18 protein-coding genes are annotated in these 18745 nt (G+C 60.4%); 11 read left to right on the top strand and 7 right to left on the bottom strand.

Translation table 11 applies throughout. The annotated features are described in order from the left end of the window. Positions 1–105: 105 nt before the first annotated feature. The 3 genes from CXF97_RS20950 to CXF97_RS20940 form a co-directional block, all read right to left on the bottom strand. Complete coding sequence (locus CXF97_RS20950) at positions 106–747, bottom strand: oxidoreductase (RefSeq protein ID WP_016773010.1); 642 nt, start codon at positions 745–747, stop codon at positions 106–108. 27 nt (positions 748–774) lie between these two features. Beyond that, a complete protein-coding gene (locus tag CXF97_RS20945; protein WP_101160644.1) occupies positions 775–2502 on the bottom strand; it encodes a C13 family peptidase in 1728 nt (575 codons plus the stop codon). A gap of 102 nt (positions 2503–2604) precedes the next feature. After that, positions 2605–3060 carry a MaoC family dehydratase gene (locus tag CXF97_RS20940; protein ID WP_101160641.1) on the bottom strand — a complete coding sequence of 152 codons (456 nt, stop codon included), beginning with the start codon at positions 3058–3060 and terminating at the stop codon, positions 2605–2607. 193 nt (positions 3061–3253) lie between these two features. On the opposite strand from CXF97_RS20940, the gene CXF97_RS20935 reads away from it, so the two are divergent. From CXF97_RS20935 to CXF97_RS20915, 5 genes are all read left to right on the top strand, one after another. After that, positions 3254–3616, top strand: coding sequence for a CidA/LrgA family protein (locus CXF97_RS20935; protein WP_101160638.1), 363 nt, complete (start codon positions 3254–3256; stop codon positions 3614–3616). Next, positions 3616–4332 carry an LrgB family protein gene (locus CXF97_RS20930; RefSeq protein WP_016773013.1) on the top strand — a complete coding sequence of 239 codons (717 nt, stop codon included), beginning with the start codon at positions 3616–3618 and terminating at the stop codon, positions 4330–4332. The genes CXF97_RS20935 and CXF97_RS20930 overlap by 1 nt, the downstream gene beginning before the upstream one ends. Positions 4333–4343: 11 nt before the next feature. Continuing rightward, positions 4344–4934 carry an LON peptidase substrate-binding domain-containing protein gene (locus CXF97_RS20925; RefSeq protein WP_101160635.1) on the top strand — a complete coding sequence of 197 codons (591 nt, stop codon included), beginning with the start codon at positions 4344–4346 and terminating at the stop codon, positions 4932–4934. Positions 4935–5048: 114 nt separating this feature from the next. After that, positions 5049–5279 carry a hypothetical protein gene (locus CXF97_RS20920; protein ID WP_101160632.1) on the top strand — a complete coding sequence of 77 codons (231 nt, stop codon included), beginning with the start codon at positions 5049–5051 and terminating at the stop codon, positions 5277–5279. A gap of 69 nt (positions 5280–5348) precedes the next feature. After that, positions 5349–5924 (top strand): hypothetical protein, encoded by a 576-nt coding sequence (locus CXF97_RS20915; RefSeq protein ID WP_101160630.1) that lies wholly within the window; start codon positions 5349–5351, stop codon positions 5922–5924. A 172-nt stretch (positions 5925–6096) separates the two neighbouring features. Here the strand turns inward: CXF97_RS20915 and CXF97_RS20910 are convergent, their stop codons facing one another. The 4 genes from CXF97_RS20910 to CXF97_RS20890 all read right to left on the bottom strand — a co-directional run bounded on the left by CXF97_RS20910 (position 6097) and on the right by CXF97_RS20890 (position 12509). Then, the gene (locus CXF97_RS20910; RefSeq protein WP_256589885.1) at positions 6097–9579 is read right to left on the bottom strand and encodes a calcium-binding protein; all 3483 of its coding nucleotides are present in this window, start codon (positions 9577–9579) and stop codon (positions 6097–6099) included. Between the two features lie 70 nt (positions 9580–9649). Next, a complete protein-coding gene (locus CXF97_RS20905; protein ID WP_101160627.1) occupies positions 9650–9976 on the bottom strand; it encodes a hypothetical protein in 327 nt (108 codons plus the stop codon). A 396-nt stretch (positions 9977–10372) separates the two neighbouring features. Next, the gene (locus CXF97_RS20900) at positions 10373–11689 is read right to left on the bottom strand and encodes a bifunctional DedA family/phosphatase PAP2 family protein (protein WP_101160624.1); all 1317 of its coding nucleotides are present in this window, start codon (positions 11687–11689) and stop codon (positions 10373–10375) included. Positions 11690–11813: 124 nt separating this feature from the next. Then, the gene (locus tag CXF97_RS20890) at positions 11814–12509 is read right to left on the bottom strand and encodes a DNA-3-methyladenine glycosylase (protein WP_101160620.1); all 696 of its coding nucleotides are present in this window, start codon (positions 12507–12509) and stop codon (positions 11814–11816) included. 177 nt (positions 12510–12686) lie between these two features. Here CXF97_RS20890 and CXF97_RS20885 point away from each other — a divergent pair, with 177 nt between their 5' ends. The 6 genes from CXF97_RS20885 to rodA all read left to right on the top strand — a co-directional run bounded on the left by CXF97_RS20885 (position 12687) and on the right by rodA (position 18734). After that, on the top strand, positions 12687–13958 hold the full coding sequence (locus CXF97_RS20885; RefSeq protein WP_101160617.1) for a glutamate-5-semialdehyde dehydrogenase: 1272 nt from the start codon (positions 12687–12689) through the stop codon (positions 13956–13958). Beyond that, positions 13927–14649 (top strand): nicotinate-nucleotide adenylyltransferase, encoded by a 723-nt coding sequence (nadD, locus tag CXF97_RS20880; RefSeq protein ID WP_101160615.1) that lies wholly within the window; start codon positions 13927–13929, stop codon positions 14647–14649. The genes CXF97_RS20885 and nadD overlap by 32 nt, the downstream gene beginning before the upstream one ends. Before the next feature lie 72 nt (positions 14650–14721). Next, complete coding sequence (gene rsfS / locus CXF97_RS20875) at positions 14722–15216, top strand: ribosome silencing factor (protein ID WP_016773024.1); 495 nt, start codon at positions 14722–14724, stop codon at positions 15214–15216. A 9-nt stretch (positions 15217–15225) separates the two neighbouring features. Next, a complete protein-coding gene (rlmH, locus tag CXF97_RS20870; protein ID WP_011063671.1) occupies positions 15226–15693 on the top strand; it encodes a 23S rRNA (pseudouridine(1915)-N(3))-methyltransferase RlmH in 468 nt (155 codons plus the stop codon). Positions 15694–15703: 10 nt separating this feature from the next. Next, positions 15704–17599: a penicillin-binding protein 2 gene (mrdA, locus tag CXF97_RS20865; RefSeq protein ID WP_101160613.1), complete on the top strand. Its 1896-nt coding sequence runs from the start codon at positions 15704–15706 to the stop codon at positions 17597–17599. A gap of 31 nt (positions 17600–17630) precedes the next feature. Next, positions 17631–18734, top strand: a complete 1104-nt coding sequence (gene rodA / locus CXF97_RS20860) for a rod shape-determining protein RodA (RefSeq protein ID WP_042610663.1) — start codon at positions 17631–17633, stop codon at positions 18732–18734. Positions 18735–18745: the final 11 nt, after the last annotated feature.

Raw genomic sequence — 18745 nt, 5'->3', positions numbered from 1 at the left:
CAAAAGATCGCAGCCTTCGGCAGCTCCTACAGGGGAATGGGCTCTTCTGTAGGAGCTGCCGAAGGCTGCGATCCTTTGATCTTGTTTCACTCCATCGCCCGCAGATTATTTACCGAGCTTGCGCAGCTCATCCGATTCAATCACCCGCACGCCATCCTGTTCTTCCAGCGCCAGGCGCCACATCGCCCTTGCCAACTGGCACGCTTCGATGCCGTGGTATTTCCCCGGAATCAGCTTTGACAATGGCCCGGCCAGTTGCTCGACCAAACGCGGCTCGGTACGTTCGCCGAGCAACAGCGAAGGTCGGCAAATGGTCAGCTGCGGCCAGTTCTGCGCGCGCAAGGCCTGTTCCATCTCGCCTTTGACGCGGTTATAGAACACCGACGAATTCGGATCGGCGCCGATTGCGCTGATCACGATCAGGTGCCGCGCGCCCATCTCCCGCGCGCGCTTGGCAAACGCCACGACCATGTCCAGATCGACGGCGCGAAAGGCTTCTTCGGAGCCTGCCTGTTTGATCGTTGTGCCGAGGCAACAGTAGGCGATATCGACCCGGCCGCTGAGTTGCGGCAAAAACGCTTGTGGATCGCCCACCGGGTTTTCCAGATGCGGATGCTCGGCCAGCGGCCGGCGCGAAGGGGCGAGGACACGGGTAATCGTTGGCTCGTTGAGCAAACGGTCGAGCAAATGTTCACCGGTCAATCCGGTGGCTCCGGCAAGCAATACGTGCTGAGGCGTCAAGTACATAGTGTCTCTCCCTTGATACTGTCCAGCTTAGTTGCCTTTTATCGCCGCGTCGTTCAATGCGCTGCTTTGCAACGCTTTGCGCGCTTGCTGTTTACGCAGCAGTTGCCAGTGCGACAGTACGGTTTTCGGCGCCCAGATCTGCGGCTCCGAGGCTTCGAAGCCGTCGGCCAGTTCACGTTCGGCGACGGTGGCCTTGGCCAGTTTGAAAGCCTGCTCCAGATCATCCGTCTGGTTCAGTGCCTGGGCAAACAGCGCGTCGCCGAAGTAGGTGAAGTTGGCTTCTTCGGAGCAGCCGAACGACACCCGATCGGCGCGCGAGGCGGTCATGATCAGCGTGCGTTCGTCTTTCAGCGCCGGGATGAAACCGCCGGAATAGCACGAAGAAATCACGATGACCTTGTCCCGGTGCTTCAGCGGCGCGAGCACGGCGGCGAGTTCATCGGCTGGCAGATCGGCCAATTCCATGCGCGGCTGATCGAGCACCAGTTCATGCTCGGCGGTGCCGTGGCTGGTCAGATAAATGAACAGCAGATCTTCCGGCCCGCTGCGTTCGGCGAGGGCTTGCGCGGCGCGGCGCAGGTTTTCGCGGGTGGCCATCGGCCGGTCGCCGAGATGATCACGGTGATTGACCAGACGAATCTGGCCGAAGGCGCCGAAGCGCGTATTGAGCATGTTGGCAACGTAGTCGGATTCGCGCAGAAACACACTTTGCTTGCCGTCGCCACCGAGGGTGAGCGTGTACAGCTCGACTGCTGGCGTCGAAGCGGGAATCGCCGTCAGCGCTTCGTCGAGCAAGCGCCCCTGGGCGAGCAAACCGAGTTCGAGGGTGTCGGGCAGCAATTTGCCGTCGGCGTCGCGCACGCGCTGGCCGTTGATCCAGGTGCCAGTGAGCACGCTGCCATCGGTCAGCACCAAAGTGCCGCGGCCGGAGTAACTGTCGTTGTCGAAGCCGCCGATATAAAAGCTGCCGTCGGCCAGGTTCAGGCGGCCCTGACCGGTGAAGCGCCAGTCATTGAACACACCGATGTAATGGCTGCCATCGGCGCCGATCAATTCACCCTTGCCGGTCAGCGCGCCTTCCTTGAACTGGCCGAGCCAGACGTCACCGTCGGCGTTCTCGTAGCGGCCCTTGCCGTGCAGTTGATTGTTCTTGAAGCCGCCGACGTAGATATCGCCGTCGGCGCTGTTGTAAGTGCCGTTGCCTTCCAGTTGGCCGTTGACGAAGTGGCCCGTGAACGAATTGCCGCTGGCGTCGCCGCGCTGGCCTTCCCCGTTGGGTTTGCCATGGGCGAACTGGCCTTGATAGGAGCTGCCGTCGTCCATTTCCAGACGGCCAAGGCCGGAATACTGGTCAGCCTTGAATTCGCCGCGATAGGTCATGCCGTTTTCTTTCAGCGTACCTTCGCCATCGCGCCGGCCCTGTTTGAAGCCGCCGGTATAACTGCTGGCATTGGTGGTCAGGCTGCCCTGACCCTCAAACAGACCTTGCTGAAACCGGCCGCGATAGACCTCGCCGTTACTGCCATGCCATTCGCCTTGCCCGTGCCATTGCCCCTTGTCGAACTCTCCGGCGTACCAACTGCCATTGGGGTAGTCGACGCGGCCCTGACCTTGCAGCAAGCCGTCGACCAGTTCACCGCGATAGCGACCACCATCGGGCAGGCGCGCATCTGGCGGCAACAGCGATTCGCCGTCGCCGCAAGCGGTGAGCATCAGGGTCAGGGCAAGGGGTGCAAGTCGAGCGATTGAGCGCATAGCGGGATCCGGGCAATTAGGCGACCGAGTATGCCGCAGCTATGCGTCGCATATATACAGACGTGACGCGAAACAGCGTGCGCTGCTTCGCATCCGGGATGATCAGACGAAGCAGAGCGACAGTGGCTCGGCGATGTAGGCCGGTTTGTCCGAGCCCTCTATTTCAAGTGTTGCGGTCGCCTTGAGCAGCCACTGGCCGGGTTTTTTCTCGGTCACTTCGACCATATCGACCTTCAATCGGACTTTAGAATTGACCTTGACCGGTTGGATGAAACGCACGCTGTCCAGGCCATAGTTGACGACCATCTTTACGCCTTCGGGCAGCACGATGATGTCTTCCATCAATTTTGGCATCAGCGACAGCGACAGGAAACCATGAGCAATCGTGCTGCCAAAAGGCGTTTGCGCGGCTTTGACCGGGTCGACATGAATGAACTGAAAATCACCGGTGGCTTCGGCGAACAGGTTGATGCGCTCCTGATCGATGGTGAGCCATTGGGAACGTCCAAGTTCCTTGCCGACATAATCTTTGAGCTCTGCAACGGGAACATAGGGCATTGAGACTCTCCTTGGGTTCATCGGTTTTATAGTTTTTCAGGGGGCGGATTTGACCGGCCTGCGAACCACTGTAGATCATCATGGCGATTTGCTCAGGTCAACCGACCATGCTTTTGGCGAATGCCGGTCCATAGCGCCGGCATGCTTATAATGCCGAGCCCTGCTGGCTGAAAATGTAAGACGGAGATGTCGGATGTTGTTACGTGGCCTGACCCTGCTGGTGCTGTTCCAATTGCTCGGCACAGCGCTCAATCACTTGCTGTTACCGATATTGCCGGGGCCGATCATCGGGCTGCTGCTGTTGCTGGTGTACCTGATCATTCGCGGTGAGGTCGGCGAGCCGCTGAATCAGGCGGCGGGCAGTCTGCTGCGTTATCTGCCGTTGCTGCTGGTGCCGCCGGCGGTGGGGGTGATGGTGTATGCCACGGCGATTGCCGCCGATTTCTGGGCGATCGTCGGCGCGCTGGTGGTCTCGCTGATCCTGTCGATGGCCTTTGCCGGTGTGCTGATGCAACGGTTGGTCAAACGTCACGCGCCGCCGGCGGAGGAGTCCTGATGCTGTTCGACTGGCAAGGCGCGTGGGCCTCGGTGATTCACCATCCGCTGTTCGGCATCGGTATCACCCTCGGCGCCTATCAACTGGTGCTGGCGGCATTCGAGAAAACCCGCTGGATCTTTCTGCAACCGGTACTGGTCTCCATGTTGTTGGTGATTGGTGTGCTGGTCGGCTGCGGCCTGACTTACGCGGAGTACCGCAAGAGCACCGAAATCCTCAGCATTCTGCTCGGCCCGGCAACCGTCGCGCTGGCGGTGCCGCTGTATCTCAACCTGCGTCGCATCCGCCAATTGTTCTGGCCGATTTTTACTACGCTGGTGATAGGCGGGGTGGTGGCAACAGGCATGGGTGTGGCGCTGGGCTGGTGGTTCGGTGCCGATCACATGATCCTGATGACCATGGCGCCGAAATCGGTGACTTCGCCGATCGCCATGCTGGTCGCCGAGCAGATCGGTGGCGTGGCGGCGCTGGCCGCGGTGTTCGTGCTGATCACCGGGGTGATTGGCGCGATCTTCGGCCCGGCGCTGCTGACCCGCCTCGGCGTGCACAGCCCCGAAGCGCGCGGCATGGCGCTGGGCATGACCGCGCATGCGGTCGGCACGGCGGTGGCGATGCAGGAAAACGATGAGTGCGGCGCGTTCGCCGCGCTGGCGATGAGTCTGATGGGCGTGGCCACGGCGGTGTTCCTGCCGTTGGCGGTGTCAATGGTGGTGTAAGGAAAATGTCTATGAGTCTGCCGCTTTTCCCGCTGAACACGGTGCTGTTCCCCGGCTGCAACCTTGATCTGCAGATCTTCGAGGCACGCTACCTCGACATGATCGGCCGCTGCATGAAACAGGGCGTCGGCTTTGGTGTGGTGTGCATTCTCGAGGGCAGCGAAGTCGGCGTAGCGCCCCAGGGGTTCGCCCTGGTTGGCTGTGAAGCGCGGATTACCGATTTCCAGCAACAGGACAACGGTCTGCTCGGTATTCGTGTGCAGGGCGGGCGACGCTTCAATGTGCTGCGCACCGAAGTGCAGCGCGATCAATTGATTCTGGCCGATGTCGAGTGGCTCGACGACGAGCCCGAGCAACCGCTACAGGACGAGGACGCCGATCTGGTTGCACTGCTCAAGGCACTGGCCGAACACCCGATGGTCGAAGCCTTGGCCATGGGGACTGAAGCCGCCGGCCAGCAGTCACTGGCCAATCAGCTGGCCTATCTGTTGCCGTTCGCGGAAGAAGACAAAATCGACCTGCTGCAACTCGATGATCCTCAACAGCGGTTGGACGCGATCCAGGCCTTGCTTGATGAGCTACAAGGCGAGTTGTTCGCCTAGTTGTACTTTGAATCAACTGATCGCATTTGCCATTATTGTCGCTACGATGACTTTGTCTTACTTTCAAGTGGCCCGCAGGACGCGGGTAACTTGAATAAGAACAAGGAAGAAGTCATGACTGTATATGAAGATGAATGGGCGTTCTGGGACGATATTGCCGGCAAGTATATTTTGAAACATGCCGAGACCGACCATAACGTCAACAATGTGATTGAAGCTGCATCGACGTATGCCGATCGCATGATAATTGCCCGACGTAAACGAAAGTCCGAAAAAATACCGGCAGGGGATATGCCACGGATGTCTGCGTCCGCCTCGACCATAGTTGCAGCCGTCGCTGTTTGAAGACTTTTCCCCTTACGATATTGCCTGCCGTGGGTATAGCCGACGGCGGGATGCTTACAGGTGCAAACCATGTCCATAACCAGAGTAAACAGCAAAACATTCAACGCGCATCTTTATCTCAGCGGTCGGCCGGTGGTGCTTAATCAACAGCGTCTGCAAAAGGCCCTTGGCCAACTGCGCATGACCAAAGGCGAGCAACTGGAAGCCGAAGTGGGGCTGGCGGATACGCGTGTCGCCAGTTTCATTACGCTGGCCGATCATGAAGACGACGAGCCGTTATTACTGAAGTTCGTCCCGCAGGGTGACAACTATGAAATCTCACTGGTGCATACGGGGGCGTTCGCCGATGCGCGCCTTTACATAGAGGCCCTGACGCACAACCTTTTAGCCAGTACCAGTGCCCCCGCGCAGCACTTTTCCATCAGTACGTACGGCGTACCCAAAGCTTCGCTGGGCGACTTCGAGGCGGGGCCGGCCCATCTTGAGTTGAGCAGCGAAGCGGTGAACGGTAAATCCAGGAGCAAGCCGTTGTACCGCCACGTCAGCGGCGGTATGGATACCTTTGTGGATGAAGATCCCAACCTCACCGGGCATAACGCGTTCAACAACAAACCGGCGACGTTCGTGATCAAAGTGGTTCGATAGTTACAGACTTAAAGCCAATAAAACGCGCCATGCATTTCTGAATGATCGATGGCGTACACCACGGTCTTGGTCTGCTCGGCGTCTTATGGCCTAGCCCGAGGCGTCGTCAAAAATGGCACCGCTGCAGCCCTCTGTGCTGCAGCGGTGCGCCGTCATCGTCGACTGCTACCGATCAGACAGTTGGCATTGGAGTGATCAATAGATCTTCAGGCTCGATACGTACCTTCGGGTCCCCCTTCAAGCTCCAGTACTGCTTCGTCGCGTGGTAAACCAGCGTGCCGGTTTTTCCCTTCGCGCTGAGGTGCGGCAGGTGCACGATGGCGGCCAGTTCGTTGCGCTGGCGGTGCGCGTCGATCTCGGTCACGAGCGCTTCGACGCTGGTGTAAGCGCTGGCATCGATGACATACAACTGAAGCACTTCGAACAGCAGCGACACTTCGTAAATATGCCCCGCGGACGTCACCACGCTGACCGACTCGACCGGTGCGTCGTCGTCGACAGTCGGCAGTTCGATCACGGCGCTACCGATGCGCAGGCGGTTGGCCTCGAGTTGAATGTCATCACGCTTGATCGTCTCCGTCATGGTGCTGGTGAAGATGTTCCAGACCGATGCGTTGGCGGTTTTCGCTGCCGCGCCCGGTGTTGACAAGCGCACGATGGAGTTGCTGGTCAGGTACACGTCGTACGTCGAACTTTGCCCGTGGAGCACATGGATGCCGGTGTGCGGCCCGGCGGGAATCACTACTTTGCTCGGTTGCGCGGGCAAGGCCAGTTTTTCTCCGGCCACCGGCCGGGTGAACAGGTAATTGCCGGTACGCCGCTTCAGGCAACTGCGGGTACTCTGGCTGCGGGAGCCTGGGTTAAGCGCATCGTCCTGGTAGTTCAGCTCCGGCACTTGCAGGCGATATGAAACCTCATCCTGCAGAATCAGGACGATGTCGTGGGCAAGCAACGGCGTAGTGACTTTCAGGCTGTTTCTGCCGCTGTAGCCGGTGGCTGCGGCGATAGGCTGAATCACCCCTTTGAAGGTCACGACTTTCTGCGGCAGGTGCAGCGCCAGGCCGATGTCTTTGTAAGTCAGGTGGGTATTGCCGGAGACACCCTTGCGGATTTCGACTTCATAACTAACCACGACATCTTTTATTTCAGTGCTCTTGAAGTCGAGGTGAACCGTACGTGAAGTGCGCGTCGCATGACGTTTGGCGACGAATTCGATATCGCCAGGCAGGCGCGACACATAATGCCGTTTGCGCCCCTGATCATTGATGTCCACCGTACCGCTACTGATGATCTCTGCCACAGGGCTCGGTTTGCCGATGAGCGTTACCGCAATGTCGACCTGCTCGACCGATGCCGCCCCCGGTTTGCTCGGCAGCAGCGCGAGCAGCTCGTATTCGTCCTGAGTCTTGAACACCAGTTGGTTATTTTTCAACTGGCGCTCGCCGTCGATCCGTTGGTAGACATTTTCGATGGTGAGGACATGCTCGGGATCGTTGCCGTCGATGCCGCGCAGAGAGCGGACCACCAGGGCGGTGTCGTTGATTTCCCAGTGCTGAATGACGTCCCGCGGCCAGCCGAACTCGATCAGGCTGGCGTGCTCGCCGTCTTCGATGATTGTGGTGCGCACGCAGGTGTCGGCGATGTAGTAGCGGTCCCTGCCGCTGCCGCCATCGACCCGGCAATCGACGCCGCCGATGGCGATGGTGTCGTCGCCAGCGCCGGCATTGACCCGGTCGTAACCATTGGCGGCGATCCGGTTGGCTTCGCCGCTGCCGGTCACGCGGCTGGTGCCTTTGCGCAGTGTCGAGACGTTTTCGATCGATGTCAGCTGGGCGACGTGTACGGCGGCGACATCGGCATCCAGCCCGCGCAGGCTGACCTTGCCGGTCTGCAGGTTGATGTCGTGGCCGATGTGGGTGGTGTCATCGAGTGGGCGGCTGCCTTCGAACGCCAGCGTGTCAGAGCCGGTGCCGCCATCGAACACGCTCAGATGAGGCGGTTTGTTCGCCCGGTTGAGTTCGTCATGGGTCACTTCGTGGTAAAACGCGTCGCTCTTGGCGCCGCCCGTGAGGGCCTTGTGACCGGAGCGGAAAGAAAACATGTTCGGTTGATCGTTCACCCCGACCACCCGATCATTGCCATCGCCGAGGCGCCAGAGCACACCTTTGCCATCGCCCGCCGCGCCGGAAACCTTGCCTTCAAGCTCCGCTGGCAAGCCTTTGCCAGCGTCGATCTCGTCATCACCGTCAACGACCGCCGCCTGGCTATCAAGCTTGAACGGCTGTTCGCCGGCCTGCTCGTTCCACTGGTAGCGCCAGAGTTGGACCGATTTGAGCTCAACCCGAAATGCACCGTTTATCACATGTTCCAGAGAGTGTTTGTACGCACCTTCGAGCATTTGTCTGGCGGACAATTGCAGTAGGTCCTGATGGTCGCGGTAACCCTTGGAGACCTTGAAGCGGTCCATGACCTCCTTGTCCAGTTCCTTGCCGGTGAAGGCGAACCAGCCCGAGCGCAAGCGTTCGTGGGCCGTCAGTTCGATGTAATCGTCGATGTCATCGACCACGCGCGCGGCTTGATAAATCATCGAGCCGGCGATCAACAGTGCGGCGGCAGCCAGGCCGAGAGGGCCGGCGACGCTGCCGAAACCGGCCAGGGCCGCCACGCCCAGTGCGAGGCTGATACCCGCGCCGGCGACACTGAGGCCGGCGCTGACGTAGTGGTCTTGCGCCACCTTGCCGGAGGTTACCGCTGCGGCATTGAACGACTTCACCGCATCATTGATGTCGAAGGGCAGCGTGAGGATGCTGGCGAACATGCCGGCGCCGCGGCTCAGGAATTTGCCGACAGAAGTCCGCGGGAAATAACGGAAGATCATTCCGCCGTTTCTGATCATTGCCTGACCACCTTTGCTGAAGCCCTGTTCGAGAATCAGCGAACCCAGCTCGGCAGCTATCGAGCCGCCCTGAATCCAGGCTTCCCCGGTTTCACCGTGCTTGATTGCATCCACCATGGCCATGTAACCGCTATAGATGCCGAACGCCTGCATGCCGACGCCGGCGCCGCTCATCAAATAGCTTTTGCCTCGATTGACCCAGCCAGGTGAGTTTTCAAACGCGTCGACGCGCTGAATATCGAGTTTTTGCGCGGACTGGCCCAAGCGATTGAGGCGCTCGAAGGAACTGCCTGGATCGATACTGGTAGCGCGAACGAACAGGTCCCCGGCATCAGGCGAACGCTTGCAGCAGAGTTCGAAAAACAGCATGGCAGGGGCGCCGCTGTCGGCGATGTCCGCTGAGCGCAAGCGTGCATGGACCTTGTCCGCATCGAAATTCAAACCGTCGAAGAAGGCTTGGTCGGCGCTCTGCATGCCGGCGTTCGCCGGACTAATGGGGTGGCCGTGGACGGTCGCGCCGAGGGCCTGCAATTCGACCCGACTGCTCATGACTTCGCCAATGCGTAACGGGCCGAAATGTTTGTCGAGAGTCGCCAGCGTGCGTCGATAGGGCGCGTCCGGGTCCGCCACGGTGGCGGAAGGCGGCGGTATCAACCGAGCAGGCTGGCGCCCGTACGGGTTGGCTGATGCGCTGATTTGCTCCATTGCAAGAGCGCGAGCTTGGAGGGCGGCGAGGCTGGGTGTGATGAGTGTTGACACGGTATCAGTCCTTTAATGATGTGTTTGCCCGGCTTCCATGCCGGGGGCTTCAGTGCAGGCCGTTGCGTACTCACGGCCAGGTAACGTCGTAGACGAATTCGTTGCGGTTGCCGGAAAGGCTGACGATCGAATTGGCTGCCGCTTCGGCACTGTCGATCAAGCTGTCGTATTCCCAGACATTGGCATGGCTGGCGCGAGTGGCGGCTTCGATCCGTTCGGCGCGGTCGCCGGCCTGCCCGGCGATGTCATCGATGCGGGCGGCTTTGGTCGGTACTGAATTGAACAGCCAGATGCGCTCGGCCGGCAATCCACTGCGGGTGACCGAAATCAGCCCTTTGAAGTCGTCGGAGGGGAACTGGGTCGGGGGCGTTTCGCGGGCTGCCCAGTTGAACAGCATGTTTTCTTCATGGGGGACCACTTTGAGGGGTGCGGGTGGTCGTAGGGTGGCGGCTGGTTTGCGTGGCAGCTTTGGGCTCATGAATGACTCGGGTGATGGATCAGCAACACAGCCACAAACTCCAAAGTATGGTTAATTGAAGTGTTTTGATGATCGAAGTTATTGAGTTAGGTGGGTCAATCTAATGCTTTTTCTTTAGTTGGGAGTTGTTTATGGCAGTGCGAAGGGTTGAATTGTGTAACCCGGTTTTTTCGGATGCTTACAGGTGGGAAAGTTACTGAGCTGACGCGCGAAAACTTACGAGCAATTGGAAAACTCGAATAAGTTAATCGCGCTGCCCTTGTCGGAAGTTTCCGAAAAGAGCAGTGCGAGAAAATAACGCTTGTGCCGTTTCAATCAATAAGCGTAACGCAGCAGCGTATGCGGAAGATGGCGCAGTACGAAGAAGCCGAACAAGGCAATCATCGATGGCAGGATCAGCCACCAGATCTTGAACGGCATTGGGTTGAGGGAAGTCTGGCGCTGGCTCAGCCATAGCATCGCGGCGCAAACGCAACTGGCAAGCATGGCGCCGGCCAGGATGTCGGTTGGCCAGTGCGCCCCCAGATAGACCCGCGACAAGGCGATAGAAAGCGCCGGGATGCAAGCGATCAGCAGCCAGGTCAGGCGCATGCGTGGCGGCTGGCCCCGACCGGCGAGCACGCCCAGCGTCAGGAACAAGGCAAACGCGCCAGAAGCGTGGCCGCTGGGCATGCTGTAGGTGGTCAGTGGATCACTGAGTACTTCGGGGCGCACTCGGGCGAAGAAGTATTTGGTCCCGGTATTGGCCATGGCTGTGATCAGCATGGTGGCACCGGCGAACATCGCCTGGCGCCACTGCTTGCACAACAGCAGCAGTACGACGAGCAGGGCGCTGAACAGCAACATGTTGCGAAATTCGCCGATCAGGGTCAGCGTCACGGCGATTTCGTCCAGCGCTGGCTGGCGATGTTCCTGTACCAGGGTCATCACGCCGTTGTCGAGCGCCGTAAGATACGGGTAACCGATGAACAGACCGATCAGGATCAACAGGCTCATGCCGCCGATCCAGATCGTCGCGCGACGATGGCGACGCACGCTGCTGTTGACGCTCAGGCCGACCATCAGCGCGATGCTGGCGGCGACAATTCCGGCCTCCAGCCAGAAACCTTCAGGCAATGGCAGGCGGAACGCGGCGCCAGTGGCCCAGCCCGGCAGCAGATAGGCCAGGCTCCAGCCGGCCGCAGCGAGCAGGCTGACGGCGAAAAAACGCGGAAAGGGCATGTCGCACATCCCGGCGACCATCGGCAGCATGGGTCGCAGCGGGCCGATGAAACGCCCGACCAGCAGGCTCGCGATGCCATAGCGCTGGAAATACGACTCGGCGCCGGCCATCCATTCCGGGTGATGGCGCAGGCCGGGCAGGCGTCGGATGTTCTGGTGAAAGTGGCGGCCCAGGAAATATGAAATCAGGTCGCCAAGTATGCCGCCCAGAAACCCCAGCAGGAGCGTCTCGCTTAACGATAAGGCGCCGCTGCCGGCCAGTACCGCCACGGCAAACAGCAACACCGTGCCCGGCACGATCAGCCCGGCAATCGCCAGGCATTCCACGCACGCAACGATGAACACCGCTGCGGCCAGCCACTGTGGATTGGCACCGAGCCATCCGGTGATGCTATCGAGCCATGGGCCCATACAAAAACTCCAGACTATTGATGATTCCGGTAGGAGCTGCCGCAGGCTACGATCTTTTGATCTTGTTTCTTTAAAGCAGAATCAAAAGATCGCAGCCTGCGGCAGCTCCTACAGGGGTAAGCGTTTACAGAAGAATAAAATCCCGGCCTTCGACCTGGCCCCGTCGCAGCGGGTTCCGCGTGCACCATTGCGCATACGCAGCGTCAACGAAGCGGTACATCAAGTGTTCATCGCGCCCCAGCGGAATGCCCAGCCGGGTGGTTTGAATGATCTGCGAGGGCGCCGGCCCCGTATCTTCGACCAACAGCAATTCATGATCGAAACGCTTGGCATCCCACATCGGCACTTTCAAACCCAGCGCCTTGCACAGCAAGGTCTGTCCGGCGCACAACTTTTGCGTCGGACGCGGCCGGCCCTGGGCATCGGGATTATTCAGCAGCATCTGCGCCAGACTCGCCGGACCGCTGACTTCATCAACCCACGGATAGGCGGATTTGATCAGTACCGCATTGCCCGGACCCTGCGCACTGAAGTTCAAGGAGTCACCGCCACGGGCGTAGTACATATAGATGTGCCCACCATCCAGAAACAAAGCCTTACGTTTTTCTGTATAGCCCAGTGAGGAATGGCTGCCTTTTTCCGCAAAGTAATACGCTTCGGTCTCGATGATCCGCGCACTCAGCCACAGATCGCCGACGCGGTGCCGGATGACTTTGCCGAGCAGAGCCTGTGCCAGCACCTGCGCGTCGCGGTCGAAAAAACTGTCCGGCAGGCCCACGGGCAGGCGGGCGGACTCGGGGCAAAGGGGCACGTTGGTCATGATGGGCAAGGTTTATCCAGGCTCAAGAGGTCGTGATGATAACAACGCTGAGCTTAATTACGTCTGAGCGACGGCCAAACGCAGCTCATTTCGACCATCCGCCCGTCACCGCTGTTAGTCCCGGGACGCGACAGCTATAATCTGCCGCTTTCCTCTTTGCCAAGACCCCAGCAGACCATGACTGAGTCCGTTCTTGACTACATGACCCGATTGGGTCGCGCCGCCCGCGCTGCCTCCCGGGTCATCGGTCGCGCCAGCACCGAGCAGAAAAACCGCGCCTTGCAGGCTGCCGCCAATGCCCTGGACGCCGCTCGCGCCGAGCTGGCCGCAGCCAACGAGCTGGATCTGGCTGCCGGGCGCGCCAGCGGTCTGGAACCGGCGCTGCTGGAACGTCTGGAACTGACCCCGGCACGCATCGACGGCATGATCGTCGGTCTGCGCCAGGTCGCTGCGTTGCCGGATCCGGTCGGCGCGATCCGCGACATGAGCTTCCGTCCGTCGGGCATTCAAGTCGGCAAAATGCGTGTACCGCTGGGCGTCATCGGGATCATCTACGAATCCCGGCCGAACGTGACCATCGATGCCGCCAGCCTGTGCCTGAAGTCGGGCAACGCGACCATCCTGCGCGGCGGCTCCGAGGCGATTAACTCCAATCGCGCGATTGCCGCGTGCATTCAGCGTGGTCTGGCCGAGGCCGACCTGCCCGCCGCGGTGGTGCAAGTGGTGGAAACCACTGATCGTGCCGCTGTCGGCGCGATGATCAGCATGCCGGAATACGTCGACGTCATCGTCCCCCGTGGTGGCCGTGGCCTGATCGAACGCATCAGCCGCGATGCCCGCGTGCCGGTGATCAAGCACCTGGACGGCATCTGCCACGTTTACGTCAGCGCACACGCCGATCTGGCAAAAGCCCAGCGCATCGCCTTCAACGCCAAGACTTACCGTTATGGCATCTGCGGCGCGATGGAAACCCTGCTGGTCGATCAGGCTGTTGCCAGGGATTTCCTGCCTTCGATGGCTGCGCAGTTCCGCGAGAAAGGCGTCGAACTGCGCGGTTGCGAGCGTACCCAGGCGATCATCGAGGCTGTAGCGGCCAGCGAAGACGACTGGCACACCGAGTACCTGGCGCCGATCCTCTCGATCCGCGTGGTCGACGGTCTGGAACAGGCGATCGAACACATCAACCATTACGGCTCGCATCACACCGACTCGATCGTCAGCGAAAACCTCGCTGACACCCGGCGGTTCGTGGCGGAAGTCGACTCGGCCTCGGTGATGATCAACACGCCGACCTGCTTTGCCGATGGATTTGAATACGGATTGGGTGCCGAGATCGGCATTTCTACTGATAAGCTGCACGCCCGCGGCCCGGTCGGGCTTGAAGGGTTGACCTGCGAGAAGTACATCGTGGTCGGCGATGGCCAGTTGCGCGGCCAGGCGACGGTCTGACTTGACCGACCTCGACCTGACAGCGCCGCACACCGGCAGCGAGTCACGCCCGCAACGCATTGGCGTGCTGGGCGGTACGTTCGATCCGGTGCATATCGGTCATCTGCGTGGCGCGCTGGAAGTTGTCGAAGCGCTGGCGCTGGACGAGTTGCGCCTGATGCCGAACGCCCGGCCGCCGCATCGTGGTACGCCGCAGGTAGCAGCGCAGGATCGGCTGGCGATGGTCGAGTGCGCGGTGGCCGGATTGCCGCCGCTGGTAGTGGACGCCCGCGAATTGCAGCGGGACAAACCGTCCTGGACCATCGATACCCTGGAGTCGCTGCGTGCAGAAATGCCCGCCGAGACCCAGGTTTTTCTGCTTTTGGGCTGGGACGCATTTTGCGGCCTGCCCACTTGGCACCGCTGGGAAGAGTTGCTCCAGCATTGCCACATCCTGGTGCTACAGCGCCCGGACGCCGACAGCGAACCGCCGGATGCCTTGCGCAACCTGCTGGCAGCGCGTTCGGTGAGCGACCCGCTGGCCCTGAAAGGGCCGAGCGGACAGATTGCATTCGTCTGGCAGACACCGCTCGCGGTTTCCGCCACCCAGATCCGTCAACTGCTGGCCAGCGGTAAGTCGGTACGTTTCCTGGTGCCCGACGCGGTCCTGGCCTACATCGATGCGCACGGTCTGTACCGTGCGTCGAACTGAACAAGGCGTGCTTCACAGATACGAATCACCGTATCCCCAAGCCGCCGAATACATGAGCAAAACGAGTTTCATATGACTGATAAAGATCTACCGAAAGTAAAGCGCAAAGGCACGTTCAAGAGCGCACCACTGCCGGAAGCCGTCAACACCAACGAGCCGCTCAAGGGCGACGAACTGGTCAAGATTGCCGTCGCTGCGCTGGAAGACGTCAAGGCCCAGGACATCCAGATCATTGATGTGCGCGACAAGCAAAGCATCACTGACTACATGATCATCGCCACCGGTACCTCCAATCGCCAGATCAACGCGATGCTGGACAAGGTCCGCGAGGAAGTGAAAAAGCAGGGCGCCAAGCCGCTGGGCGAAGAAGGCAAGGGCGACAGCGACTGGGTGCTGCTCGACCTCGATCTGGTAATCGTGCACATGATGACCGCCTCGGCGCGTCAGTTCTACGACCTGGAGCGTCTGTGGGCCGGTGCCGAGCAAAGCCGTGCGGCCGACGCCAAGCATCACAGCCCGGAAAACACCCACGAGCATTTCACCAAGCTCAACAAAGACCAGTTCTAAGGGATTGCTGTGCGACTGCGCCTGATCGCCGTCGGTTCACGCATGCCCAAGTGGGTGGAAGAAGGCTGGCATGAATATGCCAAGCGTCTTCCGTCCGAACTGGCGCTGGAACTGGTGGAAATTCCGCTCAACACCCGTGGCAAGAATGCCGACGTGGCCCGTTTCATCCGCCAGGAAGGCGAAGCCATGCTGGCCAAGGTCGGGCACAACGAGCGGATCGTCACGCTGGAGGTTCACGGCAAGCCGTGGAGCACCGAGCAACTGGCGGTCGAACTCGATCGCTGGCGCCTGGATTCGCGCACGGTCAACTTCATGGTGGGCGGCCCGGAAGGGCTGGCACCGGAAGTCTGTGCCCGCGCTGACCAGCGCTGGTCGTTGTCGCCGCTGACCTTGCCGCACCCCCTGGTGCGGATCCTGATCGGCGAACAGTTGTACCGTGCCTGGACCGTGTTGTCCGGCCACCCTTACCACAAGTAAGCCTGCCCTCATGTCTCAGCCGATCCGCATCAAGGACCACGAAAAGGACGCCCGTCTGGTGCGCAGCCGTGTCGTGTTCGGTGCGATCGTGATCGTGACGCTGATCTGTGTGCTGATCGCGCGCCTGTATTACCTGCAGGTTATCCAGTACGAGTACCACTCGACCCTGTCGGAAAACAACCGCGTCCACGTGCAGCCGATTCCGCCGACGCGCGGGCTGATTTTCGACCGCAACGGCGTGGTCGTGGCCGACAACCGGCCGAGCTTCAGCCTGAGCATGACCCGCGAGCGCTCCGGCGACTGGCAACAGGTGCTCGACGTCATCGTCGAGGTGCTGGAGATGACGCCCGAGGACCGTGTGATCTTCGAGAAGCGCATGCGTCAGGGGCGCCGGCCGTTCGAGCCGGTGCCGATCCTGTTCGAGCTGACCGAAGAGCAGATCGCCCGGATTGCGGTGAACCAGTTCCGCCTGCCCGGGGTGGAAGTGGTTGCGCAACTGGTCCGGCATTACCCGCAGGGCGCGCATTTTGCGCACTCGGTGGGCTATATGGGGCGGATCAACGAGAAAGAGCTGAAGTCGCTGGATCCGGTCAATTACAGCGGCACCCATCACATCGGCAAGACCGGTATCGAGCGTTTCTACGAGCCGGAATTGCACGGTCAGGTCGGTTACGAAGAAGTCGAGACCAACGCCCGGGGCCGCGTATTGCGCGTGCTCAAGCGCACTGATCCGATTCCCGGCAAGGACATCGTCCTGAGCCTCGACATCAAGTTGCAGGAAGCCGCCGAGGCCGCGCTGGGCGGGCGGCGTGGCGCGGTGGTGGCGCTCGATCCAAAAACCGGCGAAGTGTTGGCGATGGTCAGTCAGCCGAGTTTTGATCCCAACCTGTTCGTCACCGGGATCAGCTTCAAGGCTTACGCCGAGTTGCGTGATTCCATTGACCGGCCGCTGTTCAACCGCGTGTTGCGCGGTCTGTACCCGCCGGGCTCGACGATCAAGCCGGCGGTGGCGATTGCCGGTCTCGACGCCGGCGTGGTCACGGCATCCAGCCGGGTATTCGACCCGGGCTATTACATGCTGCCCAACTACGATCACAAGTACCGCAACTGGAACCGCACCGGTGACGGCTTCGTCGACCTCGACACAGCGATCATGCGATCCAATGACACCTACTTCTATGACCTGGCGCACAAGCTCGGCATTGATCGGCTGTCGACCTACATGAACAAGTTCGGCATCGGCCAGAAGGTTTCGCTGGACATGTTCGAAGAGTCCCCGGGCCTGATGCCGTCCCGCGAATGGAAACGCGCAACGCGCAAACAGGCGTGGTTCCCCGGCGAGACCCTGATTCTCGGGATCGGCCAGGGCTACATGCAGTCGACGCCGCTGCAGCTGGCCCAGGCCACTGCGCTGGTGGCCAACAAAGGCATCTGGAACCGGCCGCATCTGGCCAAGTCCCTCGACGGGGTGAAACCGGTGGATGACAACCCGATGCCGAACATCGTCCTGCGTGACCCGTCCGACTGGAACAAGGTCAACCACGGCATGCAGCAGGTGATGCACGGTGCTCGTGGTACCGCGCGCAAAGCGGCGATCGGCGCGCAATACCGCATCGCCGGCAAATCCGGTACCGCGCAGGTGGTGGCGATCAAGCAGGGCGAAAAATACGACCGTTCCAAGGTCCAGGAGCGCCATCGCGACCACGCCCTGTTCGTCGGCTTCGCCCCGGCTGATGATCCGAAAATCGTGGTTTCGGTGATGGTCGAGAACGGTGAGTCCGGTTCCGGCGTTGCCGCGCCCGTGGTGCGCCAGGTCATGGACGCCTGGTTGCTCGACCAGAACGGCCATCTGAAAGCCGAGTACGCCAGCCCTATCACTTCGGAGGCCACGGCCCGTGATGAATAATTTCGATCGCATGCTCTCCAGCGAGGATGTGATGCGTCGCCGCGCGACGTTGCTGCAAAGGCTGCATATCGATGGCCCGCTGTTGATCCTGTTGCTGATCCTCGCCGCCGGCAGCCTGTTCGTGCTGTATTCGGCCAGCGGCAAAAGCTGGGATCTGCTCGGCAAGCAGGCCACGTCGTTCGGCATCGGCCTGGTCGCGATGATTGTCATCGCCCAGCTCGAGCCGCGGTTCATGGCCCGTTGGGTACCGCTCGGTTACGTCATCGGCGTGGTCTTGCTGATCGTCGTCGACATCATGGGCCACAACGCCATGGGCGCCACGCGCTGGATCAACATTCCCGGGGTAATCCGCTTCCAGCCCTCGGAGTTCATGAAGATCCTGATGCCGGCGACCATCGCCTGGTATCTGTCCAAACGCACCTTGCCACCGCAACTCAAACATGTCGGCATCAGCCTGATGCTGATTGGCGTGCCGTTCATTCTGATCGTGCGCCAGCCGGACCTCGGTACCTCGCTGCTGATTCTCGCCGGTGGCGCCTTCGTCCTGTTCATGGGTGGCCTGCGCTGGCGCTGGATTCTCAGCGTACTGGCGGCGGCGGTGCCGGTGTCGGTAGCGATGTGGTTTTTCGTCATGCACGACTACCAGAAGCAGCGCGTGCTGACCTTCCTCGATCCGGAAAGCGATCCGCTGGGTACCGGCTGGAACATCATCCAGTCGAAAGCCGCCATCGGTTCAGGTGGCGTATTCGGCAAAGGCTGGCTGCTTGGCACCCAGTCGCACCTGGACTTCCTCCCGGAAAGCCATACCGATTTCATCATTGCCGTGCTTGGCGAAGAGTTCGGTCTGGTGGGTATCTGCGCGCTGCTGCTGATCTACTTGTTGTTGATCGGTCGCGGGCTGGTAATCACCGCCCAGGCGCAAACGCTGTTTGGCAAATTGCTCGCTGGCGCGTTGACCATGACTTTTTTTGTTTACGTTTTCGTCAACATCGGTATGGTCAGTGGCCTGTTGCCGGTCGTAGGGGTGCCGTTGCCGTTCATTAGCTACGGAGGAACTTCGCTGGTGACGCTGCTGTCAGCGTTTGGGGTTTTGATGTCGATCCATACCCATCGCAAGTGGATCGCACAGGTTTGAATAAGGTGAAG

Origin of the sequence: Pseudomonas sp. Choline-02u-1 (genome assembly GCF_002836515.1) — a bacterium.
Taxonomy (GTDB): Bacteria; Pseudomonadota; Gammaproteobacteria; order Pseudomonadales; family Pseudomonadaceae; genus Aquipseudomonas.
This window is presented reverse-complemented; position numbering and strand designations above follow the sequence as displayed.